The organism is Colwellia sp. TT2012 (assembly GCF_001440345.1).
Lineage (GTDB): Bacteria > Pseudomonadota > Gammaproteobacteria > Enterobacterales > Alteromonadaceae > Colwellia.
This window is the reverse complement of the sequence record NZ_LJYX01000021.1, coordinates 532226-549209: the sequence shown is the minus strand read 5'-3', so window position 1 is coordinate 549209 and position 16984 is coordinate 532226. Positions and strand designations below refer to the sequence as shown.

Here is a 16984-nt window from a genome sequence, read left to right as displayed (position 1 = left end):
TTAAAAAAGTCCAGCTTGGTAATCAACAAAAGCTTGCTGTATTTCCGCTTGGCTATTCATAACAAAAGGACCGCCACGGGCTACAGGCTCGTTCAATGGTTTGCCAGCGATTAATAAAAATCGACTGCCTTGTTTAGTAGCTGTTATGTTAACTTGCTCGCCATCACTGAGTATGCCTAACTTTTTAGCCGTCAATGTTTGTGCTCCGTTACTAGTTAGAACGCTGTTACTGTTGCTCTCACCTTTAATAAGGACCTCGCCCTCAAGCAGGTAAATAAAAGCGTTATGGCCTTTAGTTATGCCTTGGTTAAAGCTGCTGCCTAGGGGCAAAATAATATCCATATAGGTGGGGAAAACGTAGTCATTTTTTACTGGCCCAATAGTGCCTTGGTCGGTTTTACCAGCAATCACTTTAACTCTGCCACCATTTTTTAACTGTTCAACCGCTATGGTTTCGGGGGCAAATTCTTGATAACGTGGTGCCGTCATTTTGGCAGATCTTGGTAGGTTGACCCACAATTGAAAGCCGCGCAGTAAGCCATCTTTTTGCTCAGGCATTTCAGAGTGCAATATGCCGCGCCCTGCTGTCATCCATTGCACGCCACCGGGTTCAATTACACCTTCATGGCCGGCATTGTCTTTATGACGCATTTTACCATCGAGTAAATAGGTTACCGTTTCAAAACCTCGATGTGGATGTTCAGGAAAACCACCGATGTAGTCTTCTGCTTGGTCGCTTTCAAAGCAATCGAGCAATAAAAACGGATCAAGCATGTTCAATTGGGGAGAACCAATTATGCGGGTAAGCTTAACGCCATCACCGTCAGCGGTATCAATGCCGGAAAAAGTTTTAATGAGTGTTCTGGCTTTCATCTGTAACTCCATTTTATCAAGTTGTTTTTTTTTGTGGTTTACCAGGGCAGAGGGCGGGTCTATTTACTGCTAGCGCGGTTATCGAGAGCATAAGCGCCAGGACCTTGTGCTACTAACATTAAAAAGCCACCGGCAATGGCAATATTTTTCATAAACATAGCCATTTGCATTTGATCGCTAAAGTCAGCGTGAAATAACATGGCGGAGAGGATACTAAAACCCGCTAAAGCAAAGGCCACTAATCTGGTTTGCCAGCCAAGCATAATGGCAAGACCACCAAGGACTTCTAAGGCGATTACGAGCGGTAGTAACATGCCAGGTACACCCATGGCTTCCATATAGCCTTGCGTGCCGACATAGGCGGTTATTTTAGTTAAGCCTGACATAAAGAAAATAGTGGCTAATAGTACACGACCTACTGGGGCGCTGATTTGTTGTAGTGTGGTAATGTTTTTTATGCTGTGGCTGTTCATGGTGTGCTCCAAATTTAGTTGTGGTCAAAGTAATGATTAATGAATTTACTCTTTATTAGTCTGCTTCGTTTCATTCTTCTCAAGATGTAACTACAGTTTAGTTGTTGAACTAATTTCAATAAACAGTAGTATTTTTAAAAGATAGTTCTCTAAAAGAGAACAATAGCTAACATGAGTATAATATGGGACAGTTAGAAGATATGGCGTTACTGGTACGTATTGTGGATGCGGGCGGTATAGGCAAGGCGGCTGAACAGCTCAATATGGCTAAATCAGCGGTGAGTAAACGCTTAAAAGAATTAGAAAATAGACTCGGTACACAACTGCTGTCGAGAACAACACGTAAATCCGCGCTGACCGAAGCAGGCTCGCTATATTATCAGCGGGCGATAACCATTATTGATGAAGTTGCTGAGCTAAATGCGCTAACCCACGGGGTGAAAACATCCTTGTCAGGCACATTAAAGATCACTATGCCGTTATCATTTGGCTTATTACATTTAACACCAGTGATTGATGAGTTTTCTCAATTGCATCCTAAGTTAAAGTTACACATTGATTTTGTTGACCGTCATATCGATTTATTAGCAGAAGGCTATGAATTAGCCATACGTATCGCGGAGTTAAAAGACTCCAGTTTACAAGCCAGGCGCTTAACCCCCATTCGCCATGTATTATGTGCTAGCCCTGATTTTGTTAAAAAGCATGGCTCTATTGAAACTTTGGCACAGCTTAATAATTTGGATTATTTACAGTACGGTAATATTGGTCAAAGCCACAGTCACCTGGCACAAAGTCAAAATGCGCAAGGGAAAATAAGCCTTACCGATGCTAAAGGTAAAGCACATACGGTGCCACTTAATACCATAATGACAGCGAACAATGGCGACTTTTTAAAAGCCATGGCTATTAAGGGTAAAGGCGTGTGTTATCTACCCAGTTTTATTAGTTATCAAGCAATACAAGCAGGGCAGTTAGTGCCGCTGATGAGCCAATATCAATTGCCAATAATACATGCCTACGCGGTTTACCCGCAAACTCGGTTTTTATCCGAACGTTGTCGGTTACTGATAGATTTTATTGCTCAGCGCTTTGGTGATACTCCTTATTGGGATGAGTATTAACTGATTCAACATGATGGTTTTATATAAGAATCTGAACAAGCTTGTCTTTTGGTGATGGGAAGGTAAAATGCCAGCAATTAAGTAAAGATTATACTGACTATTATATGAATTATTATTTTAGAGGTTTTCTATTTAAGAGCGACCAACTCGTTCTAATCAAAATGGAACAAACGGTCAACCTCCGTGCTAATGAAGCTAAGTTACTCACATTATTGTTGAGTGATCCTCAAAGAGTTTTCAGCAAAGAGCAAATTCTCGAAAATGTATGGGCGGATAAAAGTGTTTCTGAGCAGTCTATTTTTCAAAACATTAGTAATCTTCGCAGTATATTTGGTGATGATGCCATTGCGACTCACCCAAAAAAAGGTTACCAATGGCAGATACCATTAGAGCAACCTCTAGAGCAGAAAGCAGCAGTATCACAAGAAAAAAATAGTAAAAGATTTAAATACTTTGCTTTGTTAGCGAGCTTTGCAATAATCATCTCTATTGTTGTTTCGCTTTTTAAACATCAACCATTAGCTACCGATAAACCTGTTATTGCATTAATGCCCATTGAGGTTAATAACTCAAAAAATGCACATGTTAATGAAGTGAGTGGGAAGTCGTATAATCAAGAGTTAATCAAAGCTTTGAATGAAAAAGAAACATTCTCAGTAATATTGGGCAAATATGGTAAGAGTTTTAGCGAATTACAAGCTAGCCCTAGTTTATTAGTTCCCACTGAAAAAAAGAATGAAAATGCTGATTTAATTTTGTCGACCAAAGTTAAAAAATATAAGTCAGAATTTTTTATAACATTTAACTTATTGGTAGAAAATAATTTTTGGCAAGGCGTTATTAATGCTAACTCTCTAGAGAATGCCGCGACTAAGCTAGCTCAACATATTAACGTAGTAATAGGTTCTGAATTTTTACTGACTCACAAAGACAATTTAAAACGTATTCATGCCAAACTGCAATTGATGCATGATAAGTTTCCCAACAATGTAATTGTCTTACAACATTATATACAAAGCGCGCTGAATCTAAGTTTATTAAACGAAGCATCATTGTTAACTGAGCAGCTAAAGTCATTCACCACTAAAGCGGGTAATAAAAAGTATTTAGCTGAGGCCTATATGTTGAATAGTATAATGCTTATTCAACAAGAAAATTATATTGAAGCAAGGATTGAGCTAAACAAGGCGACAACCAATTTTTCTGCTATCAACGATATCGAAGGGCTTGTAAATGTAGCGAGCAAAGTCGCACAGTTATTCTTTTATGACGGAAATTATATTGCGTTAAAACAAACACTTTTGGAATCTATTACCTTACTAAAAGCAGAAAGTGCGCATTTTCAACAAATTAATCAATTCATCTCGCTGGCTGTTTATGCCAATAAGTTAAAAAAGATTGCCGATCGAGATTATTACTTAGTAGAAGCAAAACGAATAATCGATATCCACAAATTTCCAAATGAGCATTATTCGAATATATATTTTCAACAAGGGTATTATGCTGAATTGGCTGGAGATGACATTGAGGCAGAGAAATTTTATCGGTGGGTAATTGAGTTGTTCACACCAGAACAAGAATGGTGGAGTAAAGAAAGAGCACAGTTCCATTTATCTAGTATATTAACTCGCAATAATCGTGTTTCTGACGCTGTTAATTTATTTGAAAATGAAGGTCCGCTGACCCCTAAGGAAAAAATTATACTTGCTGGCGTATTCCAATCTTGGCACAAACCTCAAGAGGCTATAACCTTAGCTAAACAAGCCTATAGCGAAACGGTTTTATCTGGAGAGCTATGGACGTCCTTAGATGCTGCGCTTATTATGATTGAATTAAGTGCTGTTGATAATAACTTAGCAACAGAAAGTTATATTCGTTTTTTGAAGAAAGATGCTACGCCGTATTGGTTAATGTTTGCTGAGCCGCGTTTACGTAAACTGGGGTTATATCCACTTTGATTACTGATTTAATCGATAAATTAACAGGTAGGTGACATTCAAGCCTGAATGCCACCACAAGTCGGAACTAATACCAATTGAACTAATACAATTTAACTCTCAACAAAACTAAACCAATTAAGTTTCCAGCCACTTGCTATCGCTTTGATACGTACTTTATATTGGCCTGCTTCAATATACATTTTCTCTCCTGAAGCTGTTTGCCATTTTCGCCATCCGCCTGTAATAGGAACTGCGAACGTTGCTCGTACTTTGTCATTGAGCAATAGCTCAAAGCCATCGCTACCATCGGCACTTGCTATACGGTAATTCAATTTATAAAAACCGCTCGACTCAACATTAATTAAGTAATCTGTCCAATTGCCTTTGTTGATTCCGCCATCTCCAGTTAAGTTTAAACCGCCACCCGTATCTTCTTTGTCAGCTATAGTACCCACGGCCATACCTTGCATAAAATTAAAATCTTCGGCCTGAATAGTTAAGGAGATATTTTTTACCATGTCTGCTGTTGTCACTGGTTGACTGTATAAGCTGGTCTTATCACTATTAGTTGCGGCTATAACATAGCTATGTTTGCGGGTGTGCAGTGTTGTGTCGGTATATTGCAAGGTATTAATGTTTGCGGCTAGCAGTGAATATTTACCACCTACTGTTTCACTTCGGTAAATATTGTATCCGGTTACTACTGGTTCGCTGTTTGCGTGCCAAGATAAGCGATGTGTGCCATTATTCATTTCATTGTTAAGCGTTAATCCGATTGGTGCCGTAGGAAACGGCGTTAATTTTATGCGACGTAAGGCTTCTTGTTCTTGTGCAATGGCTAAGGATTTAGAAAACTTTATTGTTGATATTGGCTGTTTAACTTGTTTGTTATCAGCAGCATCTAGGGCTAAGCGAAAGCCTTCACCTAAACTACTGCGCAAATCAAGACCTATGTGTCCGCGGCTTGAAGAGCTTAGGCTTGACGGTTCTGACCATTGACCATAAGCGCGACCACGATGGATCTGCATTTTACTATTAGGACCAAATGAGTCGCACTCACTTGTCCAAGCTGAACCATCACTTGGTGCACCTTGGTAGGTTTTATGTTCACAGTCTGCGAGTATTTCACCAACATTGCCAAGAGTGTCATAGAGGCCATATGGATTAGGTTGGTACATGCCAACAACTGTAGTATATTCTGCTTTATCATCACATTGTGCATAGGTGCCATCTAAAGAATATTTTTGTTTAAAAGCCATTTGGCCCGTTTGATCAAAAACATTGCCATAGCGACACAATTCAGCTTCATCGTCACCAAAAAAATATTTAGCAGTCGTGCCGGCACGAGCGGCATATTCCCATTCAGATTCACTCGGTAGGCGATATTTTTCCCCGGTCTCTGTCGATAGCCAATCAATATAGGCTTGGATATCGATAGTGTTAACGCAAAGTACGGGATGAAAGTCATTTTGCGCAATAAAGGTATCATTCCAACCTCCTTTCGCACCGGTTATACCATAACTATTATTTTCTGTTTTCCGTTCCCATGTCATACATGAATCAGCATACTCTCCAACAGGAGCATAACCTGTTGCTTTAATAAATTGACCATATTCCCTGACGGTCACTTCATATTTAGCCATTTGGAAACTAGGTATATTAACTTTGTGAACAGGTAATTCATTGGCATTACCATTATCACTCCCCATTAAAAAGTCACCTGCTGGTATTGTTACCATAGGTGGCTCAATGGCATTGCTGCCCGCAAATAAAGGGAAACTAAAACTGGTTAGCATTATTACTGCAGATATGATTACAAATGTTGTGCAAAACGGGGTACTGCTTTTAATCTTCATTGGTATTCCTTCTCGTTATCGTCCATATTTTTTTGAAAAGCTGTGTGCTTTTTCAGGAAGGAATTTAAGTGAAACTGTGACTCAGCGTCCTATCATTTATCTAAAAAGTGAAATTATAGATAAATGATAGAAAAAGTAGTTTGATATTTAATCGATATGAAGTGGTCTAGTCTAGTTAGCAGTATTAACCAATGTTACCCGTTCTCTAAAATCTTATCCGCCGCTTTTCAGCAATCATTATGGTGGGGGCATTGGTATTGCCACTGATGATTTTAGGCATTATTGAGGCATCGACCACTCTTAAGTTTTTCATGCCGTGTACTTTTAATTGTGAGTCGACCACAGCCATAGCATCGTTTACTGGCCCCATTTTACCAGTACCACAGGGGTGGTACTGGTACCCGTTCTATTACGAATATCCTGTTCAAGTTGTTCATCATTACCCTTTTCGACAAGATAAAGCATATTTTTTCGAATTGGCGTAAACGGTTTACCCTCAAGGATAGCTTGCATTTTTTGAGCGCCTCGTTTGATTATTATCATGTCGTTTTCATGGCTAAAAAACGTAGGATCAATCGCCAGTGAATCTTCTGGGTTATTACTGTGGAGCTTTATTTCACCAATACTTTCGGGGCGGAGCAAGGTAATATGGCAACTGTAGCCATGGCCGAAATTTATCGTTCTAGCGTGATTATCGGCAATAGCAGGCACAAAGATCAACTGGGCATCAGGTGCTACTAAATTTTCTTCGGTACTGAAAAATGCGCCAGATTCAGCGAACGTACTGGTAACTTTTCCGCTTCGATACTTCCGTCATGCAAACATTGCTTTAAGCATCCTCTAACGGAGTAGCCAAAAGTATCGTGTTTACTCGCTACTTTAAATGTTTGCACATAATCAATATGGTCTTGTAAGTTTTGGCCAACACCAGGTAAATCATGGATACTGGCAATGCCTTTATCTGCTAAGTGTGCACTGGCGCCAACACCGGAAACATTAAAATTTGCGGTGAGCCAAAGGCGCCACTACTAAGGTTCACTTCCTTGTTACAGGTAATTTCAATGGACTTTTTATTCTTTTTGTAACGTACACCAATGGCAGTTTTACCTGAAAATAGTATTTTTTCAGTTAACGCGTGGGTAATAATGGTTAAGTTTGTTCGGGCAGTATTTGGGGTTAAGTAAGCCTTGGCAGCACTACAGCGCTCACCGTTTTTTATGGTACGTTGATAGTAAAATACGCCTGCTTGCTCTGCGCCATTACAATAATCAATATGTTTGATACCTTGTTGTTTACATGCCTCAATAAACATTTGATTGAGGTCACTGGCATCCGTTGCATTGGAAACGCTTAATGGGCCATTTTGGTTATGATATTCATCTTTAAAGGCTTCATTACCTTCAGATTTTTTAAAATAAGGCAGTATGTCTTTATAACTCCAACCTTCATTGCCAAGCGCAGCCCAATTATCGTAATCCCATTTATTGCCACGCACATATAACATGGCGTTAGTGGATGAGCTGCCACCTAAGGTTTTGCCTCTTGGCTGATAACCTTTTCGGCCATTCAAACCCGCTTGTGGGATGGTTTCAAAGGCCCAGTTATGAAGCTTAGTGGGTAACATGGCCGCTAAGCCGATAGGTGCTTTAATAAAGATACTTTTATCAGGGCCACCCGCTTCTAAAAGACAGACCGAGTTATTGGGATCCTCAGACAATCGCGCCGCCAGCACACAACCCGCAGAGCCGGCGCCAACAATAATATAATCAAATTTAGCCAGTGTGCTGTTCATCATTTAATCCTTTAGACAAGGTTACTGATCGTACCAGATAACTAAATTAACGCTTTATCAGTGAGATAGCTATAGGAAAGGTACTGTTTTCTTTGCTCTCATAAAAGAGGGGTTTCTATGCTGATTTCGTCTAAATGCTGACTTTTAGGCTCATTTTCCCTATGATAAGTGCACTAAGGCTGATGTGCACTTAATATTGCGATTGCTCCAGTTATACCCAAGCCACTTGAAGGTGTGTGTTTCAGCACGCTTGAGCAATTCATGATCAAGGCGCCTCATTTTATTAAGGGTTATTCCCTTAAAAAAGGAGGTAACGAAGAACATGGTTTACTCAGACGTCCCCGAAGGGTTGGTTTAGAAACGCTTTATGCGACGTTATTGATTTCGACAATAGAATAACTATTCTCTTCAATCAAAGCCTTGCCTAAAGGCATTTCTAATGCCAGCTAAAACCTGCATCTTCAGGTGGTTTGGGTATATATATATTTACTAAAGGATAAAAAATGATGAATGGTGTCGCTACAGCACTCGAAGTAACAGAAGATTTTTCAACGCAACTGCCACATTCGTCCAGTAATGATATTTCGAGCAGTGCCGCCTTAGCGCAATGTTTTAGTGGCCAAAAAAGTTATTTTTTGCAAAACACTTATCCAAGTTACCAGCAAAGAATTACTGATTTGCATAAGTTAAAATGTTTGCTTATCGATAATCAGCAAGCTTTTATTGAGGCTATATCGAAGGATTTTGGCCATCGCAGCGCTGATGATTCTAAACTTGGCGATATCCTCAGTACGGTCATGGGCATTAATTATACTATTAAGCGCCTCAAGCGCTGGATGAAAAAAGAAAAGAAACATGTGGGACTCTTGTTTCAGCCAGCCAAAGCCTTCGTTATTTATCAGCCTAAAGGCGTCATTGGTATTATCGCGCCGTGGAATTACCCGGTATTTTTATCATTTGGACCCTTAACGGCAGCACTAGCGGCGGGTAATACCGCCATGATAAAAATGTCTGAATTCACCCCTAATACCACCGCTTTATTGGCCGAGCTAATAAGCAATGTTTTTGCCAAAGAGCAAGTGGCGATTGTTAGTGGAGATGCAAAAATGGCGGCTACTTTTTCTAAGTTAGCTTTTGATCATTTGTTTTTCACTGGCTCCACAGCTGTTGGCAAGTTGGTGATGAAAGCGGCGGCAGAAAACTTAGTGCCGGTGACGTTAGAGTTGGGCGGAAAATCACCAGTAATCATTGATAATAGTATTGATATTAATACTGCGGTCAGTCGTCTTATTTTGGGGAAAACACTTAACTCAGGACAAACTTGTGTTGCTCCTGATTATATTTTATGCCCGAAAGCAAAGGTTGAGGCACTTATTCAGGCATTTAAAACACGCTACCAAGCTATGTATCCCAGTATTAATAACAATCAAGATTGCACCAGTATTATCAATGACGGGCAAAAGTTACGCTTAGATAATTTACTGCAGGATGCCAGAGACAAGGGCGCTAATATCATTCCGCTTATTGCTAAGGTCGAGCTTGGTGAGCATAACGAACTGCGCAAAATGCCACTAACGCTGGTGACTAATACCAAGGATGATATGTTAGTGATGCAAGAAGAAATTTTTGGGCCAATACTGCCTATTGTTGCTTATGATGACATCAATGACGCCATTGATTACGTCAACAACAAACCTAGACCACTAGCACTTTATATTTGTAGTTTTAACAAAGCCTTTCAACAACGGATACTACTAAAAACCCATGCTGGCGGTGTGTGTATTAATGATGCCGCTTTTCATGTCGCTAATGATGATCTGCCCTTTGGTGGCATTGGCGCTTCAGGTATGGGGCAATATCATGGCATTGAAGGCTTTAAAACTTTTTCACATGCAAAATCAGTGCTGTCACGTGGTCGCATAAACTTTACCACTTTATTATTTCCACCCTTTGGCACTAAGATTCATCAGCTGGTATATAAGCTATTTATTCGATAAATTTTAGCGGTTTAGGCGCAGGATAGCATACCTGAACTTGCCGTTATTTTTACTCAATCCGTTGTTCGTAATTACCCTTACCGCCAAGCGATTTATGGGTGTAACCAATAAAAAACCAGCAAACAATTAGTAACGCTTCATTTAAGCTTCACTTTTGTTTCGATTGGTTTTTAATTGCGAATATAAACAATAGGTTACCTTGCGTTCTGGCTTTGCGTCTATTAATCGTATTTAACGAGGAATTACTTGTTTAGTGGTGTTTTAAAGGGGAGTACGGGGGTGTTTGCAAGTAAACTATCAACTTTTAGGTGAAAACCGAAAGTATAATAATGCTGTGATGAAATTCACTAGCGGATTTAAAATATCACTCTAATAAACCCATAAATTCAATTCAAATAATTTGCTGTGTTACTGATACATTTTTATTCAATCAAATTTAAGTTATAAACCACCTAAGCGTAATTTCGCCGGAATTAGTATGTTTATGGGGTTTATTTCGAGGTCTCTTAACCATGAGGTGACAACTGACTTGAAAAACACCGATGACATTATAATAAGGTATTTTAATGTCATGGTTCAGGTGAATTTTCGCATTGATATAGCTTTATATTCATGGTGATCAACCATAATACTTAGTGCATAAGTCAGTTCATATTTCTTGCATAAAAAACGCAACATAAAACTTAGCGGGTCAAAACTAACGTTGAATTTAGGGGCTTAGTGCTTTGATTCAAAAACACCGACAATCATTGAAGTGAGAAGCATGGCAGAGCCAGGGATCATTGTTAATATAAATAAAGTGTTTAAATCTAACATTGTTATTCCTTTATTCCTTGTAATCTTTTGCGTATAATATTCGTACGAATTTTTGTGCGAAAGTGTTAGTAGTTATTACTAAGTTGCCATAAGTGTTACAAAGGTTGTGCCATGATCGCTAATATTTTATATCTATATGAATTTATTGATTATTTATTTTAATCAGGGCTATAAGGTTAAGATGTATTTTTTAGATAGGTAATGGTTTGGTCATAACTACTATTTTATAGTTAAATTTGTTCTAGAATGGTTTAATTCACATACGTTATAAAGCACAGGCTCTCAATAACGGGACATCAATTCCCGAAATTGAGATAATCAGGACCTTATTCAGACAAGGTCACCTTAGAAAATGCATCAAGAAGCACTTGCCCGTCTGCCCCATCTTTACCGGCACATTCACTCAAGTGCTGCCTAAATTTACGCGCCCCGGTTAAACCATTACAAAGGCCAAGCATGTGGCGCAATATGTGCCAAGCCCTACCACCATCCTTAACCGTATTATTGATATAGGGAACCATTAACTCAATAACTTCTGTTCTTGATAATTTACCTTCATTTGATTGGTATATATCACTATCAGCATCGACTAGCATATAGGGGCTGTTATATATCTCACGGCCTATCATCACTCCATCAATATGTTGAAGATGTTCATTAGCCTCAGAGAAAGACTTGATACCACCGTTAATGGATATTTCTAAGGCATCAAAATCACTCTTCAACTGGTAGACCCGTTTATAGTCTAGCGGGGGAACATCACGGTTCTGTTTAGGGCTTAACCCCGTTAACCAAGCTTTCCTTGCATGGATTATGAAATGTTGGCAACCGGCTTGTGCCACCTGCTCGATAAAGGTATGCAAAAATTCGTAAGAGTCTAGATCATCAATACCTATACGTGATTTTACGGTAACGGGGATATTAGTCGCTGCTTGCATTTGATCAACACACTCGGCAACTAAAGATGGCTCAGCCATTAAACATGCACCGAAGCGACCGTTTTGTACTCTATCTGATGGACAACCGACATTGATATTAATTTCATCATAGCCATATTGTTCGGCGATTTTTGCGCATTCAGTCATTGCTTTAACATCACTGCCACCAAGTTGTAATACTAAAGGGTGTTCCGCATCGTTATAGGTTAAATAATTACCTTTACCGTGTAAAATAGCGCCAGTAGTTATCATTTCTGTGTAAAGCACAGTGTGTTGTGACATTAGTCGATAAAAGTAACGACAATGTTTATCGGTCCAATCTAGCATGGGCGCAACGCTTAGCCTGTGATTGATTGTAGAGCTTGTGTTTACTGGCTTTGAGGCCTTGTTTGTGGTCATTAAGTTATACTCCGAATAGCCTTGTATCGCCTGTACTTTCGTTGAGTTTCCATATACGGTGTTCCAATAGTGTTCCATTTTTAGTAGGACGATTAAGGATAATACAATGGCATCAGTAACAATTGATAAACGCATAAGAGCAAATGGAGACGCTAGTTTTCGTTGCACTGTACGCGTAAAAAAGAATGGTGTAATTATACATAGAGAAACACGAACTTTCAGTAAAAAAGAATTAGCTAAAACATGGGGCAAAATACAAAAAGAAAAAGCCGAGCTAAATAGCATAATTAAACAAGACAAAATAATTACAATTGGCGAACTATTAGATCTGTACTTTAATGATGCTGATTTGTGGGCGGCTACTGGCAGAACTAAGCAGTACGTGGTGAAAATGCTAAGAGATTGTCCAATAGCAGATGTACTATCCAACCAGCTTAAAAGCAGTGATTTAATAGCTCATTGTAAAATGCGAAGAGCAGCAGGGGCTGGAGGAGCAACTATTTATCATGATATTGCATATTTACGCAGTGTAATGAAAATAGCGATGCCTGTTTTTGATGTAACGACCAACTGGAAAATCTTTGAAGATGCTGTACCTGTACTAATTGAAATGAAGTTAGTCGGTAAAAGCCAAAAACGAACACGTAGACCTACAGAAGATGAACTGGAAAAGTTAACAGCCGCATTAACTGAAAGACAGAACAAGCAAGGAAGTAATATTCCATTTGTTGATATTCTTAACTTTTCAATACTTACCTGCATGAGAATAGGAGAAGTTTGTAAAATCGAATGGAAAGACTTAAACCATGCACATAAAACAGTAATTGTACGAGACAGGAAAGACCCAAGGAAAAAAGAAGGTAACCATATGATCGTGCCATTGCTTGCCGGTTCATATGACTTAGTGAAAAAGCAGTCAGAAACGGATGATAGAATATTTCCTTATAATTCTAGGTCTGTCACAGCAGGTTTTCAGCGTGTTAGGAATGATTTAGGTATAACTGACCTAAGATACCATGACTTAAGACGAGAGGGCGCATCTAGGCTCTTTGAGAAAGGTTATAGCATTGAAGAGGTCGCGCAGGTGACAGGCCATAGAAATTTGAATATATTATGGCAAGTGTATACTCAGCTATTCCCTCATAAGTTGCATGATAAATTTAAATTAGATTCTTAGAGTAATATCAGGGAGTCTGTAGGGATCATTTAATAAAGATGAAATTGATAATTAGAGTAAGTATGAGTAATCAAAAAGTTTTGCACTTTTGATAATTGTCTATCGATATAGCTAATTTGAACACTTCTACGTATGACTATTCAAGAATTGCTTTATTGCAAATATAATTAAGATTAAACCTGCGCATTACATCAGCATTCGCAAAAGTGAATTCATCACTTGGTGTGACAGGAAGTACAGTAACATTTTGAGGTAGTTCAATATCAATTACCTCTTGTTCTATAGCTAACATAACCAATTCAGAACAATATTTATCTGCTAAGCTTTTTATCAGTTCATCCATTAACTTACTGGCAGGACTATCATGAAGCTCTTGAGCATAAGTTACGGCTGTAATAGCTACATGGTATTTTTTTGCATATTCTTCTTTTTCGGGGGATACCCAGATATGTATATCTCTAATCACCTCATGGAGATCGGTTAATCTTGATATAAAATCACCTTCCACAAGTACAGTACTAAACCAAGAGTTAAAGTTATGTGGAAAAGGCTCTCTGTTATAATAGCCAATACGCCAGTTCAGCACAGTTGTCATACTGTTATTGGTAAGTTTAGAATGCTTTTCTAAAGAATCTATTAAAGTTTTATTATATCTATCATGCTTGATAGCTGTAATAAGATGCGGTTCCCCAAGCCAAATATTACCGTTTGAATCTGTAAAAATCAGTCTATTATAATCCTTACCAGTGGATAAGCCCTGCTCTATATTATATTGTGACTGATCTTTAGGTTTTATTTGAATAAGTTCAACATGCTTTCCATTACCTGAGATAGTGCAATCTTGAGATAAAACAAGCAGACAATTTTCGATGTCAAAAGGGCTTTGGCTAAAAGCCCCAAGTCGTCCATCTTTTATTATCTGAATTTCATCCTTATTTGGAGCGCTTATGAATTTTAATATATCGCCTTGTCTTAACTCCTTGCTATTCATCATCCTTGCTTACCAACTCCAATTGTTCGATTTCTATTTGGAGTCTGGTAGGGCGCAACACTGGCATTTTCAGTTTTAGCTAAAAGTTTTTTCGCTTTATCAATAAGGTCGGTTGCACCTGATTTGAAATATTCACGAAAGGTTGTGCCATCAACTATAATATTACCACTATAGTCTGAAATTTTAGTGCCAAATTGAGATTCTAATGTATTGATAATATCATTTAAAAATTCATACTTTGGAATTATTTTAGCGTCAATGGTTCTACCTAATATATGGCGTTCAAGCGTCTGACGAGAAATTTTCAAATGTTTTGATACATCTATTTTCCCCATCCCTAATACTGACTTTGCTCTGATAACAAGATCAAGAATTTTAAAAGTATTAAGTTCACTTTTTATTGATAAACACTTATCTGTTTCATTAAGAATGTAAACTACATGATTGTTAATATTCTTAATATGAACCTCAATTGAAGGGCGCCGAATATTTACTATATTATCAAGCGAATAAATTGGAAATTCATTAGTTAAGTTGCCTAAATTATAACTGTTCATTTGACCTCCTTATTTCCATACTTGGTTGGTTTTTTCAATAGACCTAAACTCTTCAAATACGCCTCTACTATAGCCACCTAGTTTTTCTACATTTGTTGTGAAATCCGTTCCCTCCAAGCTTCCGAATGGTGAACTCATGATCATAGAAGCAGAAGAAGTAAGAATTACATAACTATCATCACTGTCTGAAATTTCGAGATATTTCTTGATATCTATATTAAGAGTGAAGTCTGCATTATTCTCACCTAAGGAATCAGGAATAAGCTTACACGAACCTCCATTCTTATAAACATTATGTATATCTACACTATGCTGCTCTATATCAATATTTAGTTTAACGATTCCTTTGTCTATGACTTGAACGTAATTATGTCGGCCATATCTCGCACACTCATCTTCTTTTGAAGTTAATTGCGAGAAGGGGAGAACTACATGTTCATCAAACATATCTTTAACTTTTAATCCAGAACATGCCATAAACAAATTAACATTTGACACTGTTACCTCTGTGAGATTCATAGCATCAATAAATTTATGCTTCCGAAAAATACTTAATATTTGGTCTACATCATTTTTAAATGTCGATTTATCAATGTAATTTGTGGTATTTATTTCAATCATATTTCGACCAAAAACAACAATAAAATCTATATTGTCATTCCGGTAGCCAACACGTTTTAAAGATTGAGTTGTATGTCCTCCAGATAAACCTATATTTATTGTATGTGAGGTTTCATCATTTTCAATTAATTGGCCAAAATTTATTTGAGAAAAATCAACATGCAACAAGTTGTATAACTCTTCTGACAATGTCGCAAAATCTTTATCAAACACAAGTTTGGTTTGGGTAAAAAGATGTGGTGAATTGTTAAATTTCATTATATTCCTAGTAGGTTATTTGAATGCAAAACTAAAGCAGTTAAAAGGTAACACACCTTACACAAGATGCGTAACATTTAATGTAACATTAAGTGTAACATATATAGTAAAAGTTGCTTATGGATAATGTATTTAATTAGTACCGTTATTTACCTAATTTTAAACAATTTCAGGTCAAATATGAGCTCCTATATTAAACGGCTATTTTGTGTATTAACTACATGAAGACAAATTTAATATACAAATCACTGTAAGCTTTGACAATGAATAGTTATATAGGTTCCCCTGAAGACTTATCCCTCACATTAGTGAGTGGGATAAGTATTATATAGATAAAAAACAAGGGTATTGAGCTAAAGCCGCATTGTTTGGTGGAATCTACCCCCGTAATACATGACGGGGGTTTTCCGCTCTCCACTCTTCCTCGTTGCTCAGGCTTCGCCCTCGTCCTCGTCGTTCGCTACCAAAACCAATAAAAAAAACGAACAAACAAAAACAAACAAAAGTTCAAAAGAAGGTTCCAAAGAGCTTCAAGCCTAATTTAGTAAAGTAAAATAAAGGTTTCTAAGAACATTTTCAAAGAGACGAAAATAACCTCAGACACTCCTTGATTTTCATTGACAAAATTATTCTCTCACTCTGTTTGATTAGCATCAAATTAAGCGCGCACCCCTATGTTTCTACGAAACGGGTACACATTAAATTGAAGCTATCAAGGAACTAACAGAATGCTTTTACTATCATGGTCTAACTTAGAAAAAAACGAATTTGCTATAACCAACTTAACGAACAGCAAAGTGTTGTGTCTAATCAAACATATTTGGGGAGCTAAGACGTTCAAGCTAAATACGAATACCCAAGAGCTAGAGCTGCCATGTGATGGAACAAGAACAGGAACTTTTGAAGTGGCTGAAAAGTTTCTTAACGCCACCGTCACCAGTGACGAGGGCTAAAACATGACTTCACGAAATGCTATGTATGAGCAAACAATGCGCGACAAAGGCTTAAAGAAAATCACTCTTTGGATACCTGATTATTGTGCAGATGATTTAAAACTTATGGCTACAATATGCTGTGAAAACCGTAACTTAGTACCATCAATTGTTAGAAATATTAAAACAGGTCGTATAAAAGGAATTAACCAATGATTAATGAAACCAGAGAGCTATGCC

General features: G+C 37.9%; 14 protein-coding genes and 1 pseudogene. 7 read left to right on the top strand and 8 right to left on the bottom strand.

Features of this window, described 5'->3' with window-relative positions; all coding sequences use genetic code 11:
* Together ASU03_RS16395 and ASU03_RS16390 are read right to left on the bottom strand one after the other, a co-directional pair.
* The gene (locus ASU03_RS16395) at positions 1–873 is read right to left on the bottom strand and encodes a pirin family protein (RefSeq protein ID WP_231731614.1); all 873 of its coding nucleotides are present in this window, start codon (positions 871–873) and stop codon (positions 1–3) included.
* Between the two features lie 59 nt (positions 874–932).
* On the bottom strand, positions 933–1346 hold the full coding sequence (locus ASU03_RS16390) for a DoxX family protein (RefSeq protein WP_057832838.1): 414 nt from the start codon (positions 1344–1346) through the stop codon (positions 933–935).
* A 182-nt stretch (positions 1347–1528) separates the two neighbouring features.
* Between ASU03_RS16390 and ASU03_RS16385 the strand changes: the two genes are divergently transcribed.
* Positions 1529–2470, top strand: coding sequence for a LysR family transcriptional regulator (locus tag ASU03_RS16385; RefSeq protein WP_057832837.1), 942 nt, complete (start codon positions 1529–1531; stop codon positions 2468–2470).
* Positions 2471–2511: 41 nt separating this feature from the next.
* On the top strand, positions 2512–4428 hold the full coding sequence (locus ASU03_RS16380) for a transcriptional regulator (RefSeq protein ID WP_082627312.1): 1917 nt from the start codon (positions 2512–2514) through the stop codon (positions 4426–4428).
* 92 nt (positions 4429–4520) lie between these two features.
* Here the strand turns inward: ASU03_RS16380 and ASU03_RS16375 are convergent, their stop codons facing one another.
* Complete coding sequence (locus ASU03_RS16375) at positions 4521–6119, bottom strand: SUMF1/EgtB/PvdO family nonheme iron enzyme (RefSeq protein ID WP_197411266.1); 1599 nt, start codon at positions 6117–6119, stop codon at positions 4521–4523.
* On the opposite strand from ASU03_RS16375, the gene ASU03_RS21150 reads away from it, so the two are divergent.
* Complete coding sequence (locus ASU03_RS21150) at positions 6094–6393, top strand: hypothetical protein (protein WP_197411265.1); 300 nt, start codon at positions 6094–6096, stop codon at positions 6391–6393. The genes ASU03_RS16375 and ASU03_RS21150 overlap by 26 nt on opposite strands.
* A gap of 78 nt (positions 6394–6471) precedes the next feature.
* On the opposite strand, the pseudogene ASU03_RS22130 reads toward ASU03_RS21150, so the two are convergent.
* Positions 6472–8058: pseudogene (locus ASU03_RS22130) on the bottom strand (GMC family oxidoreductase).
* 503 nt (positions 8059–8561) lie between these two features.
* On the opposite strand from ASU03_RS22130, the gene ASU03_RS16365 reads away from it, so the two are divergent.
* Positions 8562–10055, top strand: a complete 1494-nt coding sequence (locus tag ASU03_RS16365) for a coniferyl aldehyde dehydrogenase (protein WP_442855146.1) — start codon at positions 8562–8564, stop codon at positions 10053–10055.
* 1142 nt (positions 10056–11197) lie between these two features.
* Here the strand turns inward: ASU03_RS16365 and dusA are convergent.
* Complete coding sequence (gene dusA / locus ASU03_RS16360; RefSeq protein ID WP_057832834.1) at positions 11198–12208, bottom strand: tRNA dihydrouridine(20/20a) synthase DusA; 1011 nt, start codon at positions 12206–12208, stop codon at positions 11198–11200.
* A 106-nt stretch (positions 12209–12314) separates the two neighbouring features.
* On the opposite strand from dusA, the gene ASU03_RS16355 reads away from it, so the two are divergent.
* Positions 12315–13385: a site-specific integrase gene (locus ASU03_RS16355; RefSeq protein ID WP_057832833.1), complete on the top strand. Its 1071-nt coding sequence runs from the start codon at positions 12315–12317 to the stop codon at positions 13383–13385.
* A gap of 136 nt (positions 13386–13521) precedes the next feature.
* Here the strand turns inward: ASU03_RS16355 and ASU03_RS16350 are convergent, their stop codons facing one another.
* The 3 genes from ASU03_RS16350 to ASU03_RS16340 are packed head-to-tail and all read right to left on the bottom strand — an operon-like array spanning position 13522 to position 15812.
* Positions 13522–14379 (bottom strand): hypothetical protein, encoded by an 858-nt coding sequence (locus ASU03_RS16350; protein ID WP_157465938.1) that lies wholly within the window; start codon positions 14377–14379, stop codon positions 13522–13524.
* Positions 14376–14933 (bottom strand): hypothetical protein, encoded by a 558-nt coding sequence (locus ASU03_RS16345; protein WP_057832831.1) that lies wholly within the window; start codon positions 14931–14933, stop codon positions 14376–14378. The genes ASU03_RS16350 and ASU03_RS16345 overlap by 4 nt, the downstream gene beginning before the upstream one ends.
* Positions 14934–14942: 9 nt before the next feature.
* A complete protein-coding gene (locus ASU03_RS16340) occupies positions 14943–15812 on the bottom strand; it encodes a hypothetical protein (RefSeq protein WP_057832830.1) in 870 nt (289 codons plus the stop codon).
* A 728-nt stretch (positions 15813–16540) separates the two neighbouring features.
* Here ASU03_RS16340 and ASU03_RS16335 point away from each other — a divergent pair.
* Together ASU03_RS16335 and ASU03_RS16330 are read left to right on the top strand one after the other, a co-directional pair.
* Entirely contained in the window at positions 16541–16765 is a 225-nt protein-coding gene (locus tag ASU03_RS16335) for a hypothetical protein (protein WP_057832829.1), read from the top strand.
* A 3-nt stretch (positions 16766–16768) separates the two neighbouring features.
* The gene (locus tag ASU03_RS16330) at positions 16769–16960 is read left to right on the top strand and encodes a hypothetical protein (protein ID WP_057832828.1); all 192 of its coding nucleotides are present in this window, start codon (positions 16769–16771) and stop codon (positions 16958–16960) included.
* Positions 16961–16984 lie beyond the last annotated feature (24 nt).